The organism is Bradyrhizobium sp. SK17, from assembly GCF_002831585.1.
Taxonomy (GTDB): domain Bacteria; phylum Pseudomonadota; class Alphaproteobacteria; order Rhizobiales; family Xanthobacteraceae; genus Bradyrhizobium.
Map to the genome: position 1 here is coordinate 5595813 of NZ_CP025113.1, position 20386 is coordinate 5616198.

18 protein-coding genes are annotated in these 20386 nt (G+C 64.4%); 3 read left to right on the top strand and 15 right to left on the bottom strand.

Going from position 1 to position 20386, the window contains the following annotated elements:
* Window positions 1–34 precede the first annotated feature (34 nt).
* Window positions 35–358: a KTSC domain-containing protein gene (locus CWS35_RS25845; RefSeq protein ID WP_024583521.1), complete on the top strand. Its 324-nt coding sequence runs from the start codon at window positions 35–37 to the stop codon at window positions 356–358.
* 21 nt (window positions 359–379) lie between these two features.
* On the opposite strand, the gene fabZ is transcribed toward CWS35_RS25845, so the two are convergent.
* From fabZ to CWS35_RS25910, 13 genes are all read right to left on the bottom strand, one after another.
* Window positions 380–838: a 3-hydroxyacyl-ACP dehydratase FabZ gene (fabZ, locus tag CWS35_RS25850; RefSeq protein ID WP_024583520.1), complete on the bottom strand. Its 459-nt coding sequence runs from the start codon at window positions 836–838 to the stop codon at window positions 380–382.
* Window positions 838–1899, bottom strand: a complete 1062-nt coding sequence (gene lpxD / locus CWS35_RS25855) for a UDP-3-O-(3-hydroxymyristoyl)glucosamine N-acyltransferase (RefSeq protein WP_100954545.1) — start codon at window positions 1897–1899, stop codon at window positions 838–840. Before lpxD ends, fabZ begins: the two co-directional genes overlap by 1 nt.
* Before the next feature lie 32 nt (window positions 1900–1931).
* Window positions 1932–4472, bottom strand: coding sequence for an outer membrane protein assembly factor BamA (bamA, locus tag CWS35_RS25860; RefSeq protein WP_100954547.1), 2541 nt, complete (start codon window positions 4470–4472; stop codon window positions 1932–1934).
* 176 nt (window positions 4473–4648) lie between these two features.
* Window positions 4649–5800, bottom strand: a complete 1152-nt coding sequence (gene rseP, locus CWS35_RS25865) for an RIP metalloprotease RseP (RefSeq protein WP_024583517.1) — start codon at window positions 5798–5800, stop codon at window positions 4649–4651.
* Between the two features lie 44 nt (window positions 5801–5844).
* Window positions 5845–7071 carry a 1-deoxy-D-xylulose-5-phosphate reductoisomerase gene (gene dxr, locus CWS35_RS25870; protein WP_100954549.1) on the bottom strand — a complete coding sequence of 409 codons (1227 nt, stop codon included), beginning with the start codon at window positions 7069–7071 and terminating at the stop codon, window positions 5845–5847.
* A gap of 4 nt (window positions 7072–7075) precedes the next feature.
* On the bottom strand, window positions 7076–7924 hold the full coding sequence (locus tag CWS35_RS25875) for a phosphatidate cytidylyltransferase (protein ID WP_100954551.1): 849 nt from the start codon (window positions 7922–7924) through the stop codon (window positions 7076–7078).
* Complete coding sequence (locus CWS35_RS25880) at window positions 7921–8679, bottom strand: isoprenyl transferase (RefSeq protein ID WP_024583514.1); 759 nt, start codon at window positions 8677–8679, stop codon at window positions 7921–7923. The genes CWS35_RS25875 and CWS35_RS25880 overlap by 4 nt, the downstream gene beginning before the upstream one ends.
* Before the next feature lie 20 nt (window positions 8680–8699).
* Entirely contained in the window at window positions 8700–9263 is a 564-nt protein-coding gene (gene frr / locus CWS35_RS25885; RefSeq protein ID WP_024583513.1) for a ribosome recycling factor, read from the bottom strand.
* Between the two features lie 73 nt (window positions 9264–9336).
* On the bottom strand, window positions 9337–10053 hold the full coding sequence (pyrH, locus tag CWS35_RS25890; protein ID WP_024583512.1) for a UMP kinase: 717 nt from the start codon (window positions 10051–10053) through the stop codon (window positions 9337–9339).
* A gap of 70 nt (window positions 10054–10123) precedes the next feature.
* Window positions 10124–11047, bottom strand: coding sequence for a translation elongation factor Ts (tsf, locus tag CWS35_RS25895; protein ID WP_100954553.1), 924 nt, complete (start codon window positions 11045–11047; stop codon window positions 10124–10126).
* 127 nt (window positions 11048–11174) lie between these two features.
* Window positions 11175–12167, bottom strand: a complete 993-nt coding sequence (locus tag CWS35_RS25900; protein ID WP_029879753.1) for a 30S ribosomal protein S2 — start codon at window positions 12165–12167, stop codon at window positions 11175–11177.
* A gap of 272 nt (window positions 12168–12439) precedes the next feature.
* Window positions 12440–15964: a DNA polymerase III subunit alpha gene (gene dnaE / locus CWS35_RS25905; RefSeq protein WP_100954555.1), complete on the bottom strand. Its 3525-nt coding sequence runs from the start codon at window positions 15962–15964 to the stop codon at window positions 12440–12442.
* A gap of 617 nt (window positions 15965–16581) precedes the next feature.
* Entirely contained in the window at window positions 16582–17316 is a 735-nt protein-coding gene (locus tag CWS35_RS25910) for an outer membrane protein (protein WP_100954557.1), read from the bottom strand.
* A 294-nt stretch (window positions 17317–17610) separates the two neighbouring features.
* On the opposite strand from CWS35_RS25910, the gene CWS35_RS25915 reads away from it, so the two are divergent.
* A complete protein-coding gene (locus CWS35_RS25915) occupies window positions 17611–17901 on the top strand; it encodes a DUF3551 domain-containing protein (protein ID WP_024583507.1) in 291 nt (96 codons plus the stop codon).
* A 131-nt stretch (window positions 17902–18032) separates the two neighbouring features.
* A complete protein-coding gene (locus tag CWS35_RS25920; protein ID WP_024583506.1) occupies window positions 18033–18302 on the top strand; it encodes a DUF3551 domain-containing protein in 270 nt (89 codons plus the stop codon).
* Between the two features lie 43 nt (window positions 18303–18345).
* On the opposite strand, the gene CWS35_RS25925 is transcribed toward CWS35_RS25920, so the two are convergent.
* Together CWS35_RS25925 and CWS35_RS25930 are read right to left on the bottom strand one after the other, a co-directional pair.
* Complete coding sequence (locus tag CWS35_RS25925) at window positions 18346–19044, bottom strand: ABC transporter ATP-binding protein (protein WP_024583505.1); 699 nt, start codon at window positions 19042–19044, stop codon at window positions 18346–18348.
* Window positions 19045–19053: 9 nt separating this feature from the next.
* Complete coding sequence (locus CWS35_RS25930; protein WP_024583504.1) at window positions 19054–20334, bottom strand: lipoprotein-releasing ABC transporter permease subunit; 1281 nt, start codon at window positions 20332–20334, stop codon at window positions 19054–19056.
* Between the last annotated feature and the right edge of the window lie 52 nt (window positions 20335–20386).

The window sequence follows — 20386 nt, forward strand, 5'->3', positions numbered from 1 at the left end:
CGCCTGTTGCAAACGAGAAGGTCGCAACCGATCCATGGTCCGGGCCGCCGCACTCATCCTCAGCCTGTTCTCCGCGCCGGTCGTCCCGGAGACGATCGATCTCGGCCGCGGCGCGCCGGTCGATCTCGCGAGCTTCGAATGCCGCGACATCAACCGCAGCACGATCGTGCAACGGGTCTGCTACAGCACGGCGGATCGTGCGCTGCTGGTCGCGGTCAGGGGCAGTTACCAGCGCTATTGCGGCGTGCCCGCCGCAACCTTCGACGCGCTGATGAGCGCACCGTCGATCGGCATCTATCTCAACCGCGTGCTGCGGATCGCGGGCGCCGACGGCCGGTACGCGTGCAGGACGTCGTGACCTCGGCGCGTCGAAAACGCTCTAATCGGTCAGCATCGCCCCGACATCGGCTTCGGCGACGACCTGGCCGTTGACCTTGGCGTCGCCGTGAAACCACCACATGGTCTTGCGGCGGCCGAGCGAGCGCATGTGGTATTCGATGGTGTCGCCGGGCATCACCGGCTTCCTGAACTTGCACTTGTCGATGGTGAGGAAATAGACCGCGCGCGGCTTCTCGGTGCCGTCGACCGACTTGATGCCGATCACGCCGGCGGTCTGCGCCATCGCCTCGATCATCATCACGCCGGGATAGACCGGCCGATCCGGGAAGTGCCCCTGGAACGGCGGCTCGTTGAAGGTGACGTTCTTGATGCCGATGCCGCTATAGTCGGTGCGGATCTTGACGACCCGATCGATCAGCAACATCGGAAAGCGATGCGGGAGCGTCTTCAGGATATCGTTGATATCCACCAGCTCGAACCTGACCGGTGCCTCCTCCATCACTCCTTACCCTCGCCTTTTGTTTCGTTGTCGCGCACCAGGCGCTCGACAGCGATGATTTCCCTGAACCATTGCTTGGTCGGCTTGGCAAAATGCCCGCCCCAACGGCCGTTGGCCGGGATGTCGTCCTTCACCGCGCTCATCGCCGTCACCTGGGCACCGTCGCCGATCTTGAGGTGGTTGTTGATGCCCACCTTGGCGCCGAGCGCGACATTGTCGCCGATCGTCAGGCTGCCTGCGAGCCCGATCTGGGCCGCGAGCAGGCAGTGCCTGCCGATGATCACATTGTGGCCAATCTGGACCTGGTTGTCGACTTTGGTGCCCTCGCCGATCACGGTGTCGCGCAGGGAACCGCGGTCGATGGTCGAGCCGGCGCCGACCTCGACATGGTTCTGGATCACCACGCGGCCGGTCTGCGGCACCTTCACATGCCCGGCCGGGCCGAAGAAGATGAAGCCGTAGCCGTCCTGGCCGATATTGCAGCCGGGGTGGATCAGCACGTTGTTGCCGATCAGCGCGAACTGAATGGTGGTCTTGGCGCCGACATTGCAGTCGCGGCCGATCTTGACGTCGGCCCCGATCACCGCGCCGGCCCCGATGATGGTGCCCGAGCCGATCTCGACCCGCGGGCCGATCACGACCAGCGGATCGACGATGACGCCGTCCTCGAGGCGCGCGGTGGGATCGATGATCGCCGACGGCGCGATGCCTTCGGTTCCGAACCAGGATTGCGGCCGCAGCGCGTCGGCGTGCCATTGGCGGGCGAGTTCGACGAACACCTGGAACGGTTTCGCGGCCCGCAGCACGGCGGTGCCCTTGGGCACCTGCGCCTCGAAGCGCGGGCTGACCAGACAGGCGCCGGCCTTGGTGGCCGCGAGCTGGTCGGCATATTTGAGATTATCGAAGAAGGCGAGATGCATCGGACCGGCCTCGTCGAGCGAGGCCAGCCCCCTGATCTGAAGCGCCCCCCTCTCGGGGTCGACCAGTTGCGCCTTCGTCAGCGCGGCGATTTCAGCCAGCGTTGACGAAGGAGGACTCTTGAAGAAGATCGGCTGCGCCATTCCATCCGTCGCAGTCCGGTCGGCTAGCGGACTTAGAAAGTCGTACCGCCGCCAAACCGGAATTCTTGCACGCGGTCATACGCGCCCTTGGTCAGCGGGATCGCATAGTCGAAGCGCAGCGGACCAAACGGCGACTGCCAGATCAGACCGACACCGACCGAGGTACGGACAATCTTGCTGTCGTCGTAGCTCAGGCCAAGGCAGGTGCCCGGCGACGGCGGATTGTTCGTCGGCTTGATACATCCGGGCTGGTTGACTTCGCCGGTCGCCGCCCACGAGGTCGGGCCCTGGTAGTCGTACAGGCCGCCGGCGTCGGCATAGACCGCGCCCTTGAGTCCGACTTCCTTCGGCAGGAACCAGAACGGCATCTGCAATTCCGCCGACACGCCCCAATACTTGGTGCCGCCGATGGCGTCCATGGTGCCGTAGGGATTGATGTCACGCGGACCGATACCGTTCGGCGCGAAGCCGCGGACCAGGTTCGGGCCCATCTGGAAGTGATCCAGCATGCGCAGATCCTGGCTGCCGAGCTTGTTCAGGATACCGCCCTGGGCGTGAATCACGCCGACGATGTCCGAAACCAGCGGGGTGTAGTACTTCGCGTCGATCGCGCTCTTGATGTAGCTGACGTCGCCACCGACGCCGGCGAAATCCTGCTTGAAGTCGACGATCAGACCGTCGGTCGGGTTCTTGTTGTTGTCGAGCGTGTTGTAGTTGAGCGTATAGCCCAGCGCCGACGTCAGGGTCTTGCCGCCCGCCAGTTCCTTGCGGACCGGCAGCGAGGCTTCGCCGTCATAGAAGCAACCGAGACCATTGGTCGACACTAGGCTGATGCCGTTCAGGTTTGCATAGGCCGGGCTCGGATTGAACGCCGGATTCGGCGTTCCATCCGGCAGCGTCGGCACGTTGTTACAGTTGTTCAGCGTCGACGGCAGGGTGATTTCCTGCTGATAGATCGAGTAGCGCAGTTGCAGCGACAGATCTTCGCGCAGGCTGAAGCCGAGCCGCGGGCTGAAGCCCAGCGTCTTGGTGCCGTAGGCGATGTAGCTGTTGGACAGTTGCTGGCGCTGATAGAGATCGAGGCCGAGCGCGACGCGGTAGTCGAGCAGATAGGGTTCGACGAACGACAGCGAGTAGCCGCGGGCGTACTGGCCGTAGGTCACCGACGCCTTCGCGAACAGGCCACGACCGAGCAAATTGCGCTCGGAGACGCTGACTTCGGCCAGCGCGCCGTCGGTGGTCGAATAGCCGCCCGACACCGAGAAGTCGCCGGTCGACTTTTCCTCGAGATCGACGATCAGGATGACGCGATCGCTGGAGGAGCCTGGCTCGGTGGTGATCTTCACCGTCTTGAAGAAGTCGAGGTTCTTCAGCCGGCGCTCGGCGCGGTCGACCAGCGCACGGTTGTAGGCGTCGCCTTCCGAGATATCGAATTCGCGGCGGATCACGTAGTCGCGGGTGCGGCTGTTGCCGCGGATGTTGATGCGCTCGATATAGGTGCGCGGGCCTTCGTCGATCGCGAAGGTGATTGACACCGTGTGGTTGTCGAAGTTGCGGTCGCCACGCGGCCGGACCACCGCGAAGGCGTAGCCGCGGCGAGACGCCTCGATCTGCATCTCCTCGACGGACTTCTCCAGCGCCTCGGCGTTGTAGAGCGAGCCGACATTGACGCGCGAATACGAGCGCAGCGCATCGGGATTGAGCGTCGCGATCGACGACGAGAAGTTGACGGCGGCGACGCGGTACTGCTGGCCCTCCTCGATCTTGAAGGTAACCAGGAAGCCCTTCTTGTCGGGATCGTATTCGGTCAGCGCGGCCACCACCTGAACGTCGGCATAGCCGTTCTTCAGGTAGAAGCGGCGCAGCAGGTCGCGGTCGGCCTCGACCCGGTCAGGATCGTAGACGTCGTTGCCGCCGAGGAAGCTCAGCAGGTTCGATTCGCGGGTCTTGATGACGTCGCGCAGGCGGGATGCCGAATAGGCGTTGTTGCCGATGAATTCGATCGACCGGACACCGGTCTTCACGCCTTCATTGATCTCGAAGACCAGGTCGACGCGGTTGTTCGGCTGCTCGATGACCTGCGGATTGACCCGCACGTCATAACGGCCGGAACGGCGGTAGATTTCGGCGATCCGCAGGGCGTCCGACTGCACCATCGGGCGCGAGAACGTGCCGCGCGGCTTGGACTGCACTTCGGCGGTGAGCTGCTCGTCCTTGATCTTCTTGTTGCCCTCGAAGGCGACGCGACCGATCACCGGGTTCTCGACCACGACCACGACAAGGCGTCCGCCCCGTTGATCAATGTGGACGTCCTGGAACAGGCCGGTCTCGATCAGCGCCTTCAGACCGTCGTCGATCTGGGCCTGGCCCAGCCGTCCGCCCGGCCCGCCATGGAAATAGGAACGGATGGTTTCCAGCTCGACGCGGCGGTTCCCCTCCACCGTGATCGAATCGACCGACTGCGCAAACGCAGGCGCAGACACAGTTACGGTCGCCAAGGTGGCGACCACCGGCACGGCGAACATGACCAAGGCGGCGAACAAGCCCCCCCTCACTCGCATTCCAAACATCATGCGCGACGCGCCCTTATCTTACCGATGCCGGATCGTTCCCCAACGCCCCGACAGATTCCCAACCTACCGCTCAGCTTGTAACCAAATTTGCCAAGGCGGCAAACTTACTAGAGCTGAACATTTCCATTTTCGTTCCAAGACGTTGCCCATTGGCAACGCCACAGAAAAGCCCTGATTCAGGACCCAGCGATTCTAAGGATGTCGTTATACGTCGCGAACACCATCAGCATCAGAACCAAACCCAGTCCGATTCGGAAACCCACTTCCTGCGTCCGCTCCGAGAGCGGACGGCCGCGCAGCGCTTCGGCGCTGTAAAACAGCAGGTGGCCGCCGTCCAAAAGCGGGATCGGGAACAGGTTCAGCAGCCCGATCGAGACCGACAGGATGGCACACAGATTGACAACGAACTGAAAACCCGCGCTCGCGGCCTGCCCGGACAGCTTCGCGATTCCAATGACGCCGCTCACCTCTCCCGGATTACCGGTTCCGACGAACAACGACCCCAGGAACTTGAACGTGCTGGAAATGATGTACCAGACCTGCTCGACCCCGATCTTCAGGGCTTCCAGGACGCCGACCGGCGCGCTGGTCGCCTCACCGACCTGAGCCTTATGCTCGATCCCGAGCACGCCGATCTTGTGCGCGTTGCCGAACGGATCCTTGACCTCCCTGAGCGCCGGCGTCGCCTTGAGCGCGACAATCGCGCCATCCCGCTTCACCTTGAACCCAAGCTCTGAACCGGCGCTCGATGCTACGATCCGCTGCATGTCGGCAAAGCTCTGGATCGCACTGCCGTCGATCTCCGTGACGACATCGCCGACCTTGAAACCGGCATTGGCGGCAACACCTTCGACCACCAGACCGTCGACCCGGGCAATCGTGCTCGGTTTGCCGTAATACAGCGCCATCGCCGCGAAAATCAGCGCGCCGAGGATGAAGTTCGCGATCGGGCCAGCGGCCACGATGGCGGTGCGCTTGCCAACCGACTTATGATGGAAGCTGCCCTCGCGCTCTTCCGCCGTCATGGTGGACAGCGTCTGGGTCGACGGCGTCGATGCCTCGCTGTCGTCGCCGAAGAACTTGACGTAGCCACCAAGCGGGATGGCCGAGATCTTCCAGCGCGTGCCATGCCGGTCGTTGAAGCCGGCGAGCTCCGGCCCGAAGCCGAGCGAGAATGTCAGCACCTTCACGCCAGCCCAGCGCGCGACCAGAAAGTGGCCGAGCTCGTGAAAGAAAACAACGATTGTCAGGACGAATAGAAACGGAACGATATAACCGAGGAGCCCATGGCTCAACGCATTGATACTATGAAGAAAAAACTCGGGCATCCGATTTCCCCTCGACAAGAGCCAAAGGCTCCGTCCCCAACCCTCTAGGATGCCTTTAAGGCAATTTGAGGCAATAGGGCGGCAGCTTTATTTCGCGAGATATGGTCAACGGAAATCGCGTCATCCGCCGAATGCAGTGGTGGCTGATTCCCCGACCTGATCCAATCATTCATCGTCGCCTCGACCAGCCGCGCGATCGCGCCGAACTTGATCTTGCCGGCGATGAACGCTGCGACCGCGATCTCGTTCGCGGCATTGTAAACCGTGGTCGCGCCGTGCCCGAGCCGCAACGCCTCGTAAGCGAGCCGCAGGCCCGGAAAGCGCTGGAAGTCCGGGACCTCGAAGGTGAGCTGCCCGATCTTGGCAAGATCGAGCTTGGCTGACGGGCCGACGATACGCTCGGGCCAGCCCAGGCAATGCGCGATTGGAATCCGCATGTCCGGGGTGCCGAGCTGGGCCATCACCGAGCGGTCGGAGAACTCGACCATGCCGTGGATGATCGACTGCGGATGCACCAGCACGTCGATCTCGTCGGGCGCCAGCGCGAACAGATAGGACGCCTCGATCACCTCGAGGCCCTTGTTCATCATCGATGCGGAATCGATGGTGATCTTCTGGCCCATGCTCCAGTTCGGATGCTTCAGCGCCTGTTCCAGCGTGGCCTGCTCGATGTCGGCGGGCGCCCAGGTGCGGAACGGTCCGCCGGACGCGGTGATGATCACCCGCACCAGCTCTTCCCGATTGCCCGAACCCAGCGCCTGAAACAGCGCATTGTGCTCGGAATCCGCCGGCAGGATGCAGGCACCTGCCTTCTTGGCCCGCTCCATGAAGATGTCGCCGGCGCAGACCAGGCACTCCTTGTTGGCGAGCGCCACCGTGGCGCCGCGATCGACCGCGGCAAGCGCAGGCTTCAGCCCGGCCGCCCCGCTGACCGCCGCCATGACCCAATCGGCCGGACGTGCGGCCGCCTCGATGATGGCGCTCTCCCCGGCCCCGCACTCGATCCGGGTTCCAGCCAGTGCGTCCTTCAGCTCGGAAAGTTTGCTGGCATCGGCAATGGCGGCGAACCGCGCGCCGAACTCCTTGGCAAGCTTGGCCACTGCCTCGACATTGCTGTTCGCGGTCAGCGCCTCGACCTGGTAGCGGTCGCGCGCGCCACGCAGCAGATCCATCGTGCTGTCGCCGATCGAGCCGGTGGCACCGAGGACGGTCACGGTCCGCGCGGCTGACGCCACCGCGGCCTTGTTATTACGCAATGGAACTGCGCTCATCTCATCACCAAACCATAAGACCGCGCCCAACGCCATCGGCGCCACCGCGGAGAAAGCCGAAAATCGCCGCCACAATGACGGCTGCGACAAATCCGTCCAGGCGGTCCAGCAGGCCGCCATGGCCGGGAATGATGTGGCTCGAATCCTTCACGCCGAACCGGCGCTTGACGGCGGATTCGAACAGGTCGCCGAGCTGCGACACCACCGACAACACGGCACCGAGCAGCAGCAGCGGCCCGGTGGTGCCGATCTCGAAGACGGCAAAGCCGGCCGCGACGAGCAGGCTCGCCACGAAGCCACCGATCGCGCCCGCCCAGGTCTTCTTCGGGCTGACCCGCACCCAAAGCTTGGGACCGCCAATGCTGCGACCCGCGAAATAGCCGCCGATATCGGTGACCCACACGATCAGCAGCACGAACATCAGGGCGGCAAAGCCCTTCACCATATCGAGCCGCAGCAAGACGGACGCGATCTCGGCAGCGGCGGCGTAGAGCAATCCGGCAACCGCCCAATTGCGCCGTGCACCCGAAGTCAGCACCACCACGACCGCACCGATGGCGATCACGACCAGGGCCGCGTCCAGTCGACCGGCCATCAGGCAAAAACCGGCGAGCAGCAGCGCGAGCACACCCGGCACCATGGCGCGGAGTTCGCGCCCTTGTCCGGTGACCGCAAGCCATTCCGCGAACAATCCGACCGACACCAGCGTCACCAAGAGCGACCAGGCGACGCCACCCAGATAGGCCAGCCCGATCGCGAGCGGCGCCAGCACCAGCGCCGCGACCACGCGCATCACGAGGTTGCGCGACCCCTGCTCGCTTGCTGCCGCCGGCGCGGCTTCGCCCTCGCTCACGAGCCGGTTTTCGCGGCGAGGCCGCCGAACCGGCGCTCGCGCTTGCCGTATTCCGCGATCGCGCCTTCGAGCGCCGCTTTGTCGAAATCCGGCCAGTGAATCGGTACGAACACCAGCTCGCTATAGGCAGCCTGCCACATCAGGAAGTTCGACAGACGCTGCTCGCCGCTGGTGCGGATGATCAGATCCGGATCCGGAATGTCGGGCGCGTCGAGATATTGTCCGAGCGTGTCGGCATCGATCGAGCTGGCGTCACGCTTGCCGTCGGCGACCTCGCGCGCAAGCCGCCGCGCCGCGGCGGCGATCTCCGCCCGCGAACCGTAGTTGAAGGCGACCACGAGGTTGAGCTTGACGTTGTTGCGGGTCAGCTCCTCGGCCTCGCTGAGCAGCGCGCAGATGTCGGGATCGAGCCCGTCGCGCGCGCCGATCACGCGCACGCGCACGCCGTCGCGATGCAGCGTCGCCAGATCGTTGCGGATGAAGCGCCGCAGCAGGCCGAACAGATCGCCGATCTCGCTCGCCGGCCGCGACCAGTTTTCCGAGCTGAACGAGAAGATCGTGAGATAGAGGATGCCAAGTTCATGGGCCGCACGGACCACGCGGCGGAGCGCCTCGACGCCGCGGCGATGGCCCTCGACGCGCGGCAGGCCGCGCGAAGCGGCCCAGCGCCCGTTGCCGTCCATGATGATCGCCACATGCAACGGACTGCCGGAGCGATCCGGTCCGTCAGTTGCTGGGGCGGCGGCGTTCGACATCGGCTGTTCCCGGGTGCTTCTCAGACCGTCAGGATTTCCTTTTCCTTGGCGGCAAGCAGCTGATCGATTTCGACGATCATGCCGTCGGTCGCCTTCTGCACCTCGTTCGACAGGCGCTCCTGATCGTCCTCGGAGATCTCGTGATTCTTCTCGAGCTTCTTGATTACGTCGAGGCCATCGCGGCGCACGTGGCGGACCGCGACTTTCGCCGCTTCCGCGTATTTATGCGCGACCTTGACGAGCTCCTTGCGGCGCTCCTCGTTGAGCTCGGGAATCCGCAAGCGCAGCACCTGGCCTTCGGTCGCCGGCGACAGGCCGAGGTTGGAATCGACGATCGCCTTTTCGACCGCCTTCACCATCGTCTTGTCCCAGACCTGCACCGAGAGCAGGCGCGGCTCGGGCACGCTGATGGTCGCAACCTGGTTGAGCGGCATATGCGAGCCGTAGGCCTCGACCTGGACCGGCTCCAGCATGGAGGCCGCGGCGCGGCCGGTACGCAGACCGCCGAGCTCGTGCTTGAGCGATTGTGTGGCGCCCTGCATGCGGCGCTTCACGTCGTTGATGTCAAAACCAGGTGCGGCCATGACGTTCTCCCTTTCATTAGAAACCGGCTGCCGACGCCCTCGGGTCCAAAGTCTGGATCCGGAGGCGCAGCAATCAGCCGGCGACGACCGTGCCGTGTCCGGATCCGCGCAGAATCGCACCGATCGAACCGGGCTCCGCGATCGAGAACACGATGATAGGCAGCGACGTCTCGCGAGCAAGCGCGAAAGCGGTCGCGTCCATGACCTTGTAGCCGCCCTCGATCGCCTGCGAATGGGTCAGTCGGTCGAAGCGCTTGGCTTTGGGGTCCTTCTTCGGATCGGCGCTGTAGACGCCGTCGACATTGGTGGCTTTCAGCACCGCCTGCGCGCCGATCTCGGCCGCGCGCAGCACGGCAGTGGTATCGGTGGTGAAGAACGGATTGCCGGTTCCGCCGCCGAGCAGGACGATGCGTCCCTCGGCGAGGTATTTGTGCGTCGCACTACGGGTAAACAGCTCGGAAATCTCCGGCATCACGAATGCCGACAAGGTCCGCGCCGGCGTCCCCTTGCGCTCGATCGCCGCCTCCAGCGCGAGGCAGTTCATCATGGTCGCAAGCATGCCCATGGTGTCGCCGGTCGGCCGCGACACGCCGCGCGCGGACACCTCGACGCCGCGGACGATGTTGCCGCCGCCGATCACGACCGCGACCTCGACGCCGAGCTTGCGCGCCGCGATCAGGTCGTCGGCAACACGATCGACCGTCGGCTGATCGATACCGAAGCCGTGAGAGCCGGCCAGATATTCGCCGGACAGCTTGATCACCACGCGACGATAGATCGGCTCGGCCATGATGCGATCGCTTTCTTATCCCGCGCAGGCAGGCCTCCGGCGCGCACGCCGGACGCCCCGCTGTCAGCGGTTACTTCTTGCCGCTGGCGGCCGCGACTTCGGCAGCGAAGTCGCTTTCCTGCTTCTCGATTCCCTCACCGAGAGCATAGTTCACAAAGCCGGCGATCTTGATCGGGCCGCCGACCCTACCCTCAGCTTCCTTCACCGCCTGGGCAACCGACTTGCCGCTGTCGTGGATGAAGGCCTGATCGAGGAGGCAGACCTCCTTGTAGTAGGTCTTCAGGCCGGAATCGACGATCTTCTCGATAACGTTCTCCGGCTTGCCCTGCTGGCGGTACTTGTCGGCCAGCACGTCCTTCTCGCGCTTGACGGTCTCCGGATCGAGCCCGGCCGGGTCGAGCGCCAGCGGCTTCGCGGCGGCAACGTGCATCGCGAGCTGGCGGCCAAGCACTGCGAGTTCGTCGGTCTTGCCGGCCGACTCCAGCGCCACGATTACGCCGATCTTGCCGGCGCCCTCGACGACGGCGTTGTGGACGTAGCTCGACACCACGCCCTTGCTCACCTCGAGCGACGCGGCGCGGCGCAGCGACATGTTCTCGCCGATGGTGGCGATCGCGTCCGAGATCGCCCGCTCCACCGTGAAGTCGCCAACCTTGGCGGCCTTGATGGCCTCGACGTCGGAGCCATGCTTCAGCGCGACCTGCGCGATCATCTTGACCAGGCCCTGGAACTGCTCGTTGCGCGCAACGAAATCGGTCTCGGAATTGACCTCGACCAGCACGCCCTTGGTGCCCGAGGTCAGCGCGCCGATCAGGCCCTCGGCGGCGACGCGGCCGGCCTTCTTGGCGGCCTTGGAGAGGCCCTTCTTGCGCAGCCAATCCTGCGCAGCGGTCATGTCGCCGTCGGTCTCGGTCAGCGCCGCCTTGCAATCCATCATGCCCGCGCCGGTCGACTCGCGGAGTTCCTTGACCATCGCTGCGGAGATCGTTGCCATCGTTCAATGTCCTTCTTGCCTGTACGGAAAGCGCGGCGCCCGATGGCGCCGCCGTCGGCGACAGGGAAATCGTTGTTCGTGGAATAGAAGCGGCGGCCGGGAAACACCCGGCCGCGCCGCGTAACTTTTATTCCGCTTCGGCGAGCGTCTTGGCCTGGGCGACCCAGGCGTCGGCACGGCTCGGCAGACCGACTTCTTCGCCGATCTTGTGCGCGGTGTCGTGGTCGAGCTCGGCGAGCTGCCAGTAGTGGAAGACGCCGAGGTCGTTGAGCTTCTTCTCGATCGCACCGGACACGCCGGTGAGCTTCTTGAGGTTGTCGGCGGTGCCACGAGGACCGGCGAGCCCCTGGAAGCCGGACGGCGCGGCCGCCGGGAGGTCTTCCTGCACGGGCGCGGCCGAGGCACCGATATCGATGCCGGAATCACCCTGGGCGCGGGAGATGCCATCGATGGCGGCGCGCGCGACGAGGTCGCAATACAGCGAGATCGCGCGGCCGGCGTCGTCATTGCCCGGCACCACATAGGTGATGCCCTTCGGGTCCGAATTGGTGTCGACGATCGCGGCGACCGGGATGTTGAGCCGCTGGGCTTCCTGGATCGCGATGTCTTCCTTGTTGGTGTCGATCACGAAGATCATGTCGGGAAGACCGCCCATGTCCTTGATGCCACCGAGCGAACGGTCGAGCTTGTCGCGCTCGCGTTGCAGCGTCAGCCGCTCCTTCTTGGTGTAGGAGTTGGCTTCGCCGGACGACAGCACGTCGTCGAGGTGACGCAGGCGCTTGATCGAGGCCGAGATCGTCTTCCAGTTGGTCAGCGTGCCGCCGAGCCAGCGCGAATTGACGAAGTACTGCGCCGAGCGCTTGGCCGCATCGGCAACGCCGTCCTGCGCCGAACGCTTGGTGCCGACGAACAGGATGCGGCCGCCCTTGGCGACGGTATCGCTGACCGCCTGAAGGGCACGGTGCAGCATCGGCACGGTCTGCGCGAGGTCGATGATGTGAATGTTGTTGCGGGCGCCGAAGATATAATCCTGCATCTTCGGGTTCCAGCGGTGGGCCTGGTGGCCAAAGTGAACGCCAGCTTCAAGCAACTGACGCATAGAAAAATCGGGCAGCGACATAGTGATAATTCTCCGGTTGGTTCCTCCGGAAACGTGTGAGCAGACGAGCCTTATGGCCCGGCTGCCACCGGACGGCCTTTTGAGCCATGTTTCCGTGTGAGATGGCGCGGTATATAGCGCGATTTGCGCCAGAAGCAAGGAAATACGGCCGGTTACGCCGGCCGGATAGGCCCAAATCGAGCCGAAACGGCCCTGTTTGGCGGCCCAAGGGCTAGCGCGGGCGAGCGCGGCCAAAATATCGAAAAACAACCCCATGCAAAGGAGCTGGCAGCCTACAGCGTCTGCACGTCGACCACGCCCGCGACCGCCTTGATTGCGCCGGCGATCTGCGGCGAGACCTTGTAGCGGCCGGGCAGCTTCATCTCCACCTCGGTCTCGAGGTCGAGCATCATCACCAGCGAGACGTCGCCGTCGGCTGCACCTGCCGGCGGCGCGGCTGCCGGTGCGGGCTTGGCCGCCGGCGGCCTTGCGCCACCCGGCGCGGGTGCGGCATCCGGCATGTTGAGCCGGCGGGCGATCGACTCCAGCGGCTTGGTGTCGCGCACGAAGATGCGCAGCCCCTTCTGGGTCTTGGCGGCGGCGTGATCCAGCGGTTCGGCGTGCAGCACCCTCGCCCGCACGTCCTCGCCCTGCAATTCTGCGCCGAGTTGCAGCAGCACGGCGGCGCCCGGCTCGAGCACGTCGCGGTACTGCGCGAGCCCCTCGGAGAACAATACGGCCTCGAAATGGCCGGTCGGGTCGGACAGGCCCATGATGCCCATCTTGTTGCCGGTCTTGGTGCGCCGCTCCATGCGCGACACCACGGTTGCCGCGACCTTGCCCGCGGTCGCGCCGGTCTTCACCGCGCGCGAAAATTCCGCCCAGGACTGCACCCGCAGCCGCTTCAGCGCGGTGGCGTAGTCGTCGAGCGGATGGCCCGACAGGAAGAAGCCGATCGCGTCATATTCGCGCCGCAGGCGATCCGCGGGCAGCCACGGCTCGACCTGCGGCAACATGATGCTGGGCGCATCCGGCGCGCTGCCGAACATGTCGTTCTGGCCTGACGTGGCCGCCTCGTGGCTGCGCTGGCACGCCGCGAGGATCGAATCGGCGCCAGCGAACACGCGCGCGCGATTCGGATCGAGCGTGTCGAACGCGCCAGCCGCCGCGAGACTCTCGATGATCCGCTTGTTGACGGCACGCGGGCTGACCCGCGCAGCGAAGTCGGCCAGCGAGGTGAAGGCGCCCTTCTTGTTGCGCTCCTCGATGATCTGCTCGACGGCCTGGATGCCGACGCCCTTCAGCGCCGCGAGCGCGTAGTAGATCGTGTTGTCGCTGACCTCGAAGGTGGCGCCGGAACGATTGATGTTGGGCGCCTCGACCTTGATGCCGAGCCGCTGCGCCTCGGAGCGGAATTCGGACAACTTGTCGGTGTTGTTGAGTTCGAGCGTCATCGACGCCGCGAGGAATTCGACCGGGTAATGCGCCTTCATATAGGCGGTGTGGTACGACACCAGCGCATAGGCCGCCGCGTGGCTCTTGTTGAAGCCGTAGTCGGCGAACTTGGCGAGCAGTTCGAAGATCGTCTCCGCCTGGCCCTTCGCCACGCCGTTCTTCATCGCGCCGGCGACGAAGATGTCGCGCTGCTTGTCCATCTCGGCGCGGATCTTCTTGCCCATCGCGCGGCGCAGCAGGTCGGCCTGGCCGAGCGAATAGCCTGCCATCTGCTGCGCGATCTGCATCACCTGTTCCTGATAGATGATGACGCCGAACGTCTCCTTCAGGATCGGCTCCAGGATCGGATGCAGATATTCCGATTCCTCGTCGCCGTGCTTGCGCGCGCAATAGGTCGGGATGTTGGCCATCGGACCCGGGCGATACAGCGCCACCAGCGCGATGATGTCCTCGAAGCGGTCCGGCCGCATGTCGATCAGCGCGCGCCGCATGCCCTGGCTTTCCACCTGGAACACGCCGACCACATCGCCCCGCGCCAGCATCTGGTAACTCGCCGCATCGTCGATCGGCAGCGTGGCGAGGTCGACATCAACGTCGCGCTGCTTGAGCAGCTTCACCGCGACGTCGAGCACCGTCAGCGTCTTGAGGCCAAGGAAGTCGAACTTCACGAGACCCGCGGGCTCGACCCATTTCATGTTGAACTGGGTGACCGGCATGTCGGATTTCGGATCGCGATACATCGGCACCAGCTCGCTCAGCGGCCGGTCGCCGATCACGATACCCGCGGCGTGGGTCGAGGCGTGCCGCGTGAGACCTTCGAGGCGCTGCGCGATGTCGAAGGCGCGCGCCACCACCGGGTCCTCGTCGCGGAACGCTTGCAGCTTGGGCTCGCCCTCGATCGCCTGCGCCAAGGTCACGGGAGCCGCGGGATTCTGCGGCACCAGCTTGGTCAGCTTGTCGACCTGCCCGTAAGGCATCTGCAACACGCGCCCGACGTCGCGCAGCACGCCGCGCGCCTGCAGTGTACCGAAGGTAATGATCTGCGCCACCTGGTCGCGGCCATAGCGGTCCTGGACGTACTGGATCACCTCGCCACGGCGGTCCTGGCAGAAGTCGATGTCGAAGTCCGGCATCGAGACGCGTTCGGGATTGAGGAAGCGCTCGAACAGCAGCGCGAACCGCATCGGATCGAGGTCGGTGATGGTCAGCACCCAGGCGACCAGCGAGCCCGCGCCGGAGCCGCGGCCCGGTCCGACCGGGATGCCCTGCGCCTTGGCCCATTTGATGAAGTCTGACACGATCAGGAAGTAGCCCGCGTATTTCATGCGGGTGATGACGTCGAGCTCGAAGGCGAGTCGCTTGCTGTAGTCCTCTTCGGTCATGCCCGGCGAGAGACCGTGCACCCGCAGGCGATTCACGAGGCCCTCCTCGGCCTGGCGCTTCAGCTCGGCGGCCTCGTCGGCGGCGGCATCTGCGCTGGCGGCGGCACCGACGGTGAAGAACGGCAGAATCGGCTTGCGGGTCTTCGGCCGGAACGAGCAACGTTCGGCGATCTCGACCGTCGAGGCCAACGCCTCCGGGATGTCGGCGAACAGCACCGCCATTTCGGCGCGGGTCTTGAAGCGGTGATCCGGGGTCAATTGCTCGCGGTTGGTCTCGGCAATCAGATGGCCGCCGGCGATGCACAGCAGTGCGTCATGCGATTCGTAGTCGTCGCTGCTGGCGAAATACGGCTCGTTGGTCGCCACCAGCGGCAGGCCCTTCGCATAGGCGAGATCGATCAGCCCGCCCTCGGTGCGGCGCTCCTTGTCGATGCCATGGCGCTGCAATTCGACATAGAGGCGGTCGCCGAACAGGCTGGCCAGTCGTTCGCAACGGGTGGTCGCCAGCGCTGCCTGCTCGGCACGCAGCGCCAGCGCGATCGGCCCGTCCGGACCGCCGGTCAGCGCGATCAGATCCTCGGCGGCGTCGGTGAGCCAGTCGAGCTTGATGTGCGGTGTCTGGTTCACCGGCGTCTCCAGGAACGCCCGCGAGTTCAGCCGCATCAGGTTCTGGTAGCCGCGCTCGCGTGCCGCCAGCAGCACGATTCGCGTCGGTCCGGTGGTCGCCAGGATGCTTCGCGTGTTGGGGTCGACGTCGCCGAAATCGACCGCAACCTCACAGCCGACGATCGGTTGGATGCCGTAGCCGGCCATCTTGTCGGAGAATTCCAGCGCCCCGAACATGTTGTCGGTGTCGGTCAGCGCCAGCGCCGGTTGGCGGTCGGCCTTCGCAAGCTCGCCGAGCTTGGCGATCTTGATCGAGCCCTTCAGCAGCGAATAGGCGGAATGGACGTGAAGATGAACGAATCCGGCATTCGGCATGGCTGCTTACGGGGTCTCTTGAGGCAGGGATGGCGCGAGTGCCAAAGCCGGAGCGCGAAAGCGTCAGGCCCGACTCGCGCCCCATCGTGGCGCCTGGACCCCGCCAAGTCCACGCCGAACGCGGCGTGGTGGCAGGTCGTCCCGGTTTTCCCCAGCGGGCATTCGAGGGTCGCCAGGGGCCAGCCATGCCCCTACCCTCGCGGGGAAATTTCAGAACTGGGTGATCAGCTGGGCCCATACCGCGATCATCCCGACGAACAGCGTGATCGATGCCAGCGCCGCAGCTTCCTGCACGAAAATCTTCAACATGGCCGCTCTCCCCGAACTGGAACGTATGCAGAACATTGTTCCTTTTTTGTTCTAGGAGTCAAGCGACGGTGGTGGAGCAGTTTGGAAACTGTCCCCGAAAGGATTCCCTTGGTTAATCGTGGCAGGAGTTGGCAGCGCGCCCGGCAGAGGTCCCATTCCCGGATTGCAGCGAGAACACCGCAGTTGGTTGGGGTCTCTGGGCCGCGTTGGATCCGCAGCGATCGAGAACGATGGTCAATCCGTGCCGGCAACAAAAAACCCCGGGCCGAAGCCCGGGGTTTTCGATGTCGCTTGAATTAAGCGAGCGATCAGTAACGCGCGATGATCGGGCCACCGAACTTGTAGTTCAGACGGCCGAGGACCATGTCGGTGTCGCCACCGGTGTAGAAGCCGGGAACCGCGACGCCGGTCGGGGTCACGAACGTTGCACCGTGGCTGTCCTCGAAGATGTGGTTGTATTCGACGCCGAGCGACCAGCCCTGCGAGAATGCGAATTCGAGGCCAACACCAACGGTCGGGCTCCAACGGGTGTCGTAGCCGGTCTGCGAAGCCAGACCACCACCGGGCGCCAGGAACTGGTAGTTGCGATCGGTGACCGCAGCACCGCCCTTGGCGTACAGCAGGACGTTGTTCCAGGCGTAGCCGATCTGACCGGTGAACAGGCCGAACGCATCGGTCTTCGAGCGAACGGTGCCGCCCGGGATAACGATGTTGCCGGTGCTGCCCGAGAAGTCAGCCCAGTTGCCCTGAGCTTCCAGACCGAACACCCAGCCGCCAGCCTGCCAGCGGTAGCCAACCTGACCACCGACGGTTCCACCGTTGGCGTCGTAGTTGCCAACGCCGCCGACACCGGCGATACCGCGGTTGTCGTGGCTCTGGCCCCAACCACCGTTGATACCGATGTAGAAGCCGGTCCAGTCATAGACAGCGGCAACCATGGGCGGCGGAGCCTTGGTGTAAGGGCGAGCCGCGAGGTCAGCCGCGGAAGCAGCCGTCGCGCTGAGCGCAATCATGCTGGCGGTGACAAGCAAAATCTTCTTCATTTTTCCCGTTCCAACTTTTTCTACAGGCCCCAAGGCCGCGAGACACCGTCATAGCAGCCCGCATCGGAATTGCTGTAACTTCGCTGCAACAGGAGGGCCCAAACGACTTCGCTCAAATTTGAAGTTAATACTGTATTACGGGCACTTCTTGGAACTTTTGCCACATAGCCGCCGCACAATTTTCACAATTCAAATCTGCGTGCACAGGCGCGCGAAAGATCGAGTTGACCGGAACCCGCTTGTCCGATTTGGATCGTCGTCAGGACTGAAACTTCGCGAGCCAAAGGAATGCACATGCGGACGATGATTCTTGCTGCGGCGTCTGTCGCCGCACTCGCCGGGCTCGGCGCAGCGCCCGCACATGCAGTCGGCGTACGCTACCCGTTCTGCATTCAGGGCGACCGCTACCCTGGTCTCAGCACCTGCTCGTACCCGTCCTATCAGGCGTGTATGGCCACCGCGTCGGGCATCGGGCAGACCTGCGTCGCCAATCCGTATTATGCCGGCGACAACGATCCGCGCTCCTATCTTCACACGCGGGCGCGGGAGCGTGGCGACAGCTTCTTCGACCTGTTCATCCACTGACAGAGCGAGTTGCAGACAACCAAATTGCAGGCAACGCCGACGCGAATGTGAGTTGATGCACATTCGCTTGCGTCGCCTACTGGCGCGGCGTCGGCGCGTCCTCGCGGACGGCTGATTGACCGGAGATTCCGATGCGCTTCCTGATTCTGGCCCTGCTCGCCGTCGGCACCGTCGCAAGCACGCCGGCAACCGCGCAGAAATACGATTCGACCTCGCCGGTCTGCAAAACCAACTATCGATGGGGCGGTGAGGATACCGACTGCGGCTACACGTCGCTGGCGCAGTGCCAAGCCTCGGCATCCGGCCTGTCCGCGGTGTGCATCAACAATCCCTATTACGCGGGGCCGCCGCTCGATCGGCGGCCGCACGCATCCGGCAAGCGATCGCACCGGGCCTATTGAGGCCAGGCTGTGAGCAGCCGGGCCGGCTTCGCTCGACAACGCTCTATTCGAGCTCGACGATCTGCCCGTTCGCAAGCGAGACCCGGCGATCCATCCGCGCGGCGAGATCGAGATTGTGGGTCGCGATCAGCATCGCGACCCGGGTCGCTTTGACGAGTTGCATCAACGCGTTGAAGACGTGGTCGGCGGTGCCGGGATCGAGATTCCCGGTCGGCTCGTCCGCGAGCAGCACCCTTGGGGCGTTGGCAACCGCGCGCGCGATCGCCACGCGTTGCTGCTCGCCGCCCGAGAGCTCGGCCGGACGATGGGTGATGCGGTCAGCGAGCCCGAGATAGGACAGGATCTCGGTCGACCGTTTCACGGTCTCGGAGCGCTTCAGCCCGCGAATCATCTGCGGCAGCATGACGTTCTCGAGCGCCGAGAACTCCGGCAGCAGCCGGTGCGACTGATAGACGAATCCAATATCGGAGCGGCGAATCTGCGTGCGGTCGACGTCGGACATCTGCGAGGTCGGCGTGCCGGAGACGTAGACCTCGCCGTCGTCGGGGCTCTCCAGCAGGCCCGCGATATGCAGCAATGTCGACTTGCCTGATCCCGACGGCGCCACCAGCGCCACCGACTGACCCGGCCACAGCGCCAGCTTGGCGCCGTTGAGGACCGTCAGCGTCGCTTCGCCCTGCCGGTATTCCCGCTTGATATCATGAAGATAGACGACCGGTACGTCTTCAGCCCCCTCAGCCATGCGTGCGCCTCACTCGTACCGGAGCGCATCGACCGGATCGAGGCGCGCGGCACGCCACGACGGGTAGAGCGTCGCCAGGAAGGACAGCGTCAGCGCCATGATCAAGACGGCGAGCGTCTCGCCGAAGTCGACCTCGGCCGGCAGTTTCGAGAGGAAATACAACTCGGGCGAGAACAGCTCGGTGTTGGTCAGATATGACAGGAATTGCCGGATCGATTCGATGTTCAGGCAGATCAGCATGCCGACCGCAAAGCCGGTCAGCGTTCCGACCACGCCGATCGAGGCGCCGGTGATCAGGAATATCCGCATGATCGAGCCTTGCGAGGCGCCCATGGTGCGCAGGATCGCGATGTCCTGGCCCTTGTCCTTCACCAGCATGATCAGCCCCGAGACGATGTTGAGCGCCGCGACCAGCACGATCATGGTCAGGATCAGGAACATCACATTGCGCTCGACTTGCAGCGCGTTGAAGAAGGTCGAGTTGCGCTGTCGCCAGTCGACCAGGAAGACCGGCCGCCCGGCCGCCTCCGTCACCAGCTTGCGATAGGTGTCGATCTTGTCCGGATTGGTGGTGAACACCTCGATCGAGGACACATCGTTGTTGCGGTTGAAATAGGCCTGCGCTTCGGCCAGCGGCATGAACACGAAGGTCGAATCGTATTCCGACATGCCGATCTCGAACACCGCCGATATCCGGTAGGGCTTGATGCGCGGCGTGGTACCCATCGGCGTCACCGCGCCCTTCGGCGAGACCAGCGTGATCATGTCACCGGCATGCAGCGAGAGCTGATCGGCAAGACGCCGGCCGATCGCCACGCCCTGCCCCTCATCGAACCCCTCGAGCGTGCCCTGCTTGATGTTCTTGGCGATCGAGGTCAGGTTGTTGAGGTCGTCGGCCCGGATGCCGCGGATGAAGACGCCGGCGGCGTTGAACGGCGAGGATCCGAGCCCCTGCCCGTCCACGACCGGCGCCGCGAGCCGAATGCCCTGGACCTGGCTGATGCGGTCGGCGACGTCCTTCCAGTCGGTCAGCGGCGATTCCAGCGGCTGCACCAGAAGGTGCCCGTTAAGGCCGAGGATCTTGTCCAGCAGTTCCTTGCGGAAGCCGTTCATGACCGCCATCACCACGATCAGCGTGGCGACGCCGAGCATGATGCCGAGGAACGAAAAGCCGGCGATGACCGAGATGAATCCTTCCTTGCGGCGCGCGCGCAAATAGCGTCCGGACAGCAGCCATTCGAATGGCGCAAAAGGCGGGGTACGGACTGGCTCGTTCATGGTCTCATCCATCTCTCGATAATCCCATGATTCGGGCCAAATGTGGCCGGATTACCCCGCCGAC

Coding starts and splice junctions, on each gene's coding strand:
- dxr (WP_100954549.1), bottom strand. CDS start 7,071: ATGAGCGCAGTTCCATTGCGTAATAACAAGGCCGCGGTGGCGTCAGCC.
- pyrH (WP_024583512.1), bottom strand. CDS start 10,053: ATGGCCGAGCCGATCTATCGTCGCGTGGTGATCAAGCTGTCCGGCGAA.
- dnaE (WP_100954555.1), bottom strand. CDS start 15,964: ATGCCGAATGCCGGATTCGTTCATCTTCACGTCCATTCCGCCTATTCG.
- frr (WP_024583513.1), bottom strand. CDS start 9,263: ATGGCCGCACCTGGTTTTGACATCAACGACGTGAAGCGCCGCATGCAG.
- CWS35_RS25910 (WP_100954557.1), bottom strand. CDS start 17,316: ATGAAGAAGATTTTGCTTGTCACCGCCAGCATGATTGCGCTCAGCGCG.
- CWS35_RS25925 (WP_024583505.1), bottom strand. CDS start 19,044: ATGGCTGAGGGGGCTGAAGACGTACCGGTCGTCTATCTTCATGATATC.
- CWS35_RS25915 (WP_024583507.1), top strand. CDS start 17,611: ATGCGGACGATGATTCTTGCTGCGGCGTCTGTCGCCGCACTCGCCGGG.
- CWS35_RS25920 (WP_024583506.1), top strand. CDS start 18,033: ATGCGCTTCCTGATTCTGGCCCTGCTCGCCGTCGGCACCGTCGCAAGC.
- CWS35_RS25900 (WP_029879753.1), bottom strand. CDS start 12,167: ATGTCGCTGCCCGATTTTTCTATGCGTCAGTTGCTTGAAGCTGGCGTT.
- CWS35_RS25930 (WP_024583504.1), bottom strand. CDS start 20,334: ATGGATGAGACCATGAACGAGCCAGTCCGTACCCCGCCTTTTGCGCCA.
- lpxD (WP_100954545.1), bottom strand. CDS start 1,899: ATGGCGCAGCCGATCTTCTTCAAGAGTCCTCCTTCGTCAACGCTGGCT.
- fabZ (WP_024583520.1), bottom strand. CDS start 838: ATGGAGGAGGCACCGGTCAGGTTCGAGCTGGTGGATATCAACGATATC.
- bamA (WP_100954547.1), bottom strand. CDS start 4,472: ATGATGTTTGGAATGCGAGTGAGGGGGGGCTTGTTCGCCGCCTTGGTC.
- rseP (WP_024583517.1), bottom strand. CDS start 5,800: ATGCCCGAGTTTTTTCTTCATAGTATCAATGCGTTGAGCCATGGGCTC.
- CWS35_RS25845 (WP_024583521.1), top strand. CDS start 35: ATGGTCCGGGCCGCCGCACTCATCCTCAGCCTGTTCTCCGCGCCGGTC.
- CWS35_RS25880 (WP_024583514.1), bottom strand. CDS start 8,679: ATGTCGAACGCCGCCGCCCCAGCAACTGACGGACCGGATCGCTCCGGC.
- tsf (WP_100954553.1), bottom strand. CDS start 11,047: ATGGCAACGATCTCCGCAGCGATGGTCAAGGAACTCCGCGAGTCGACC.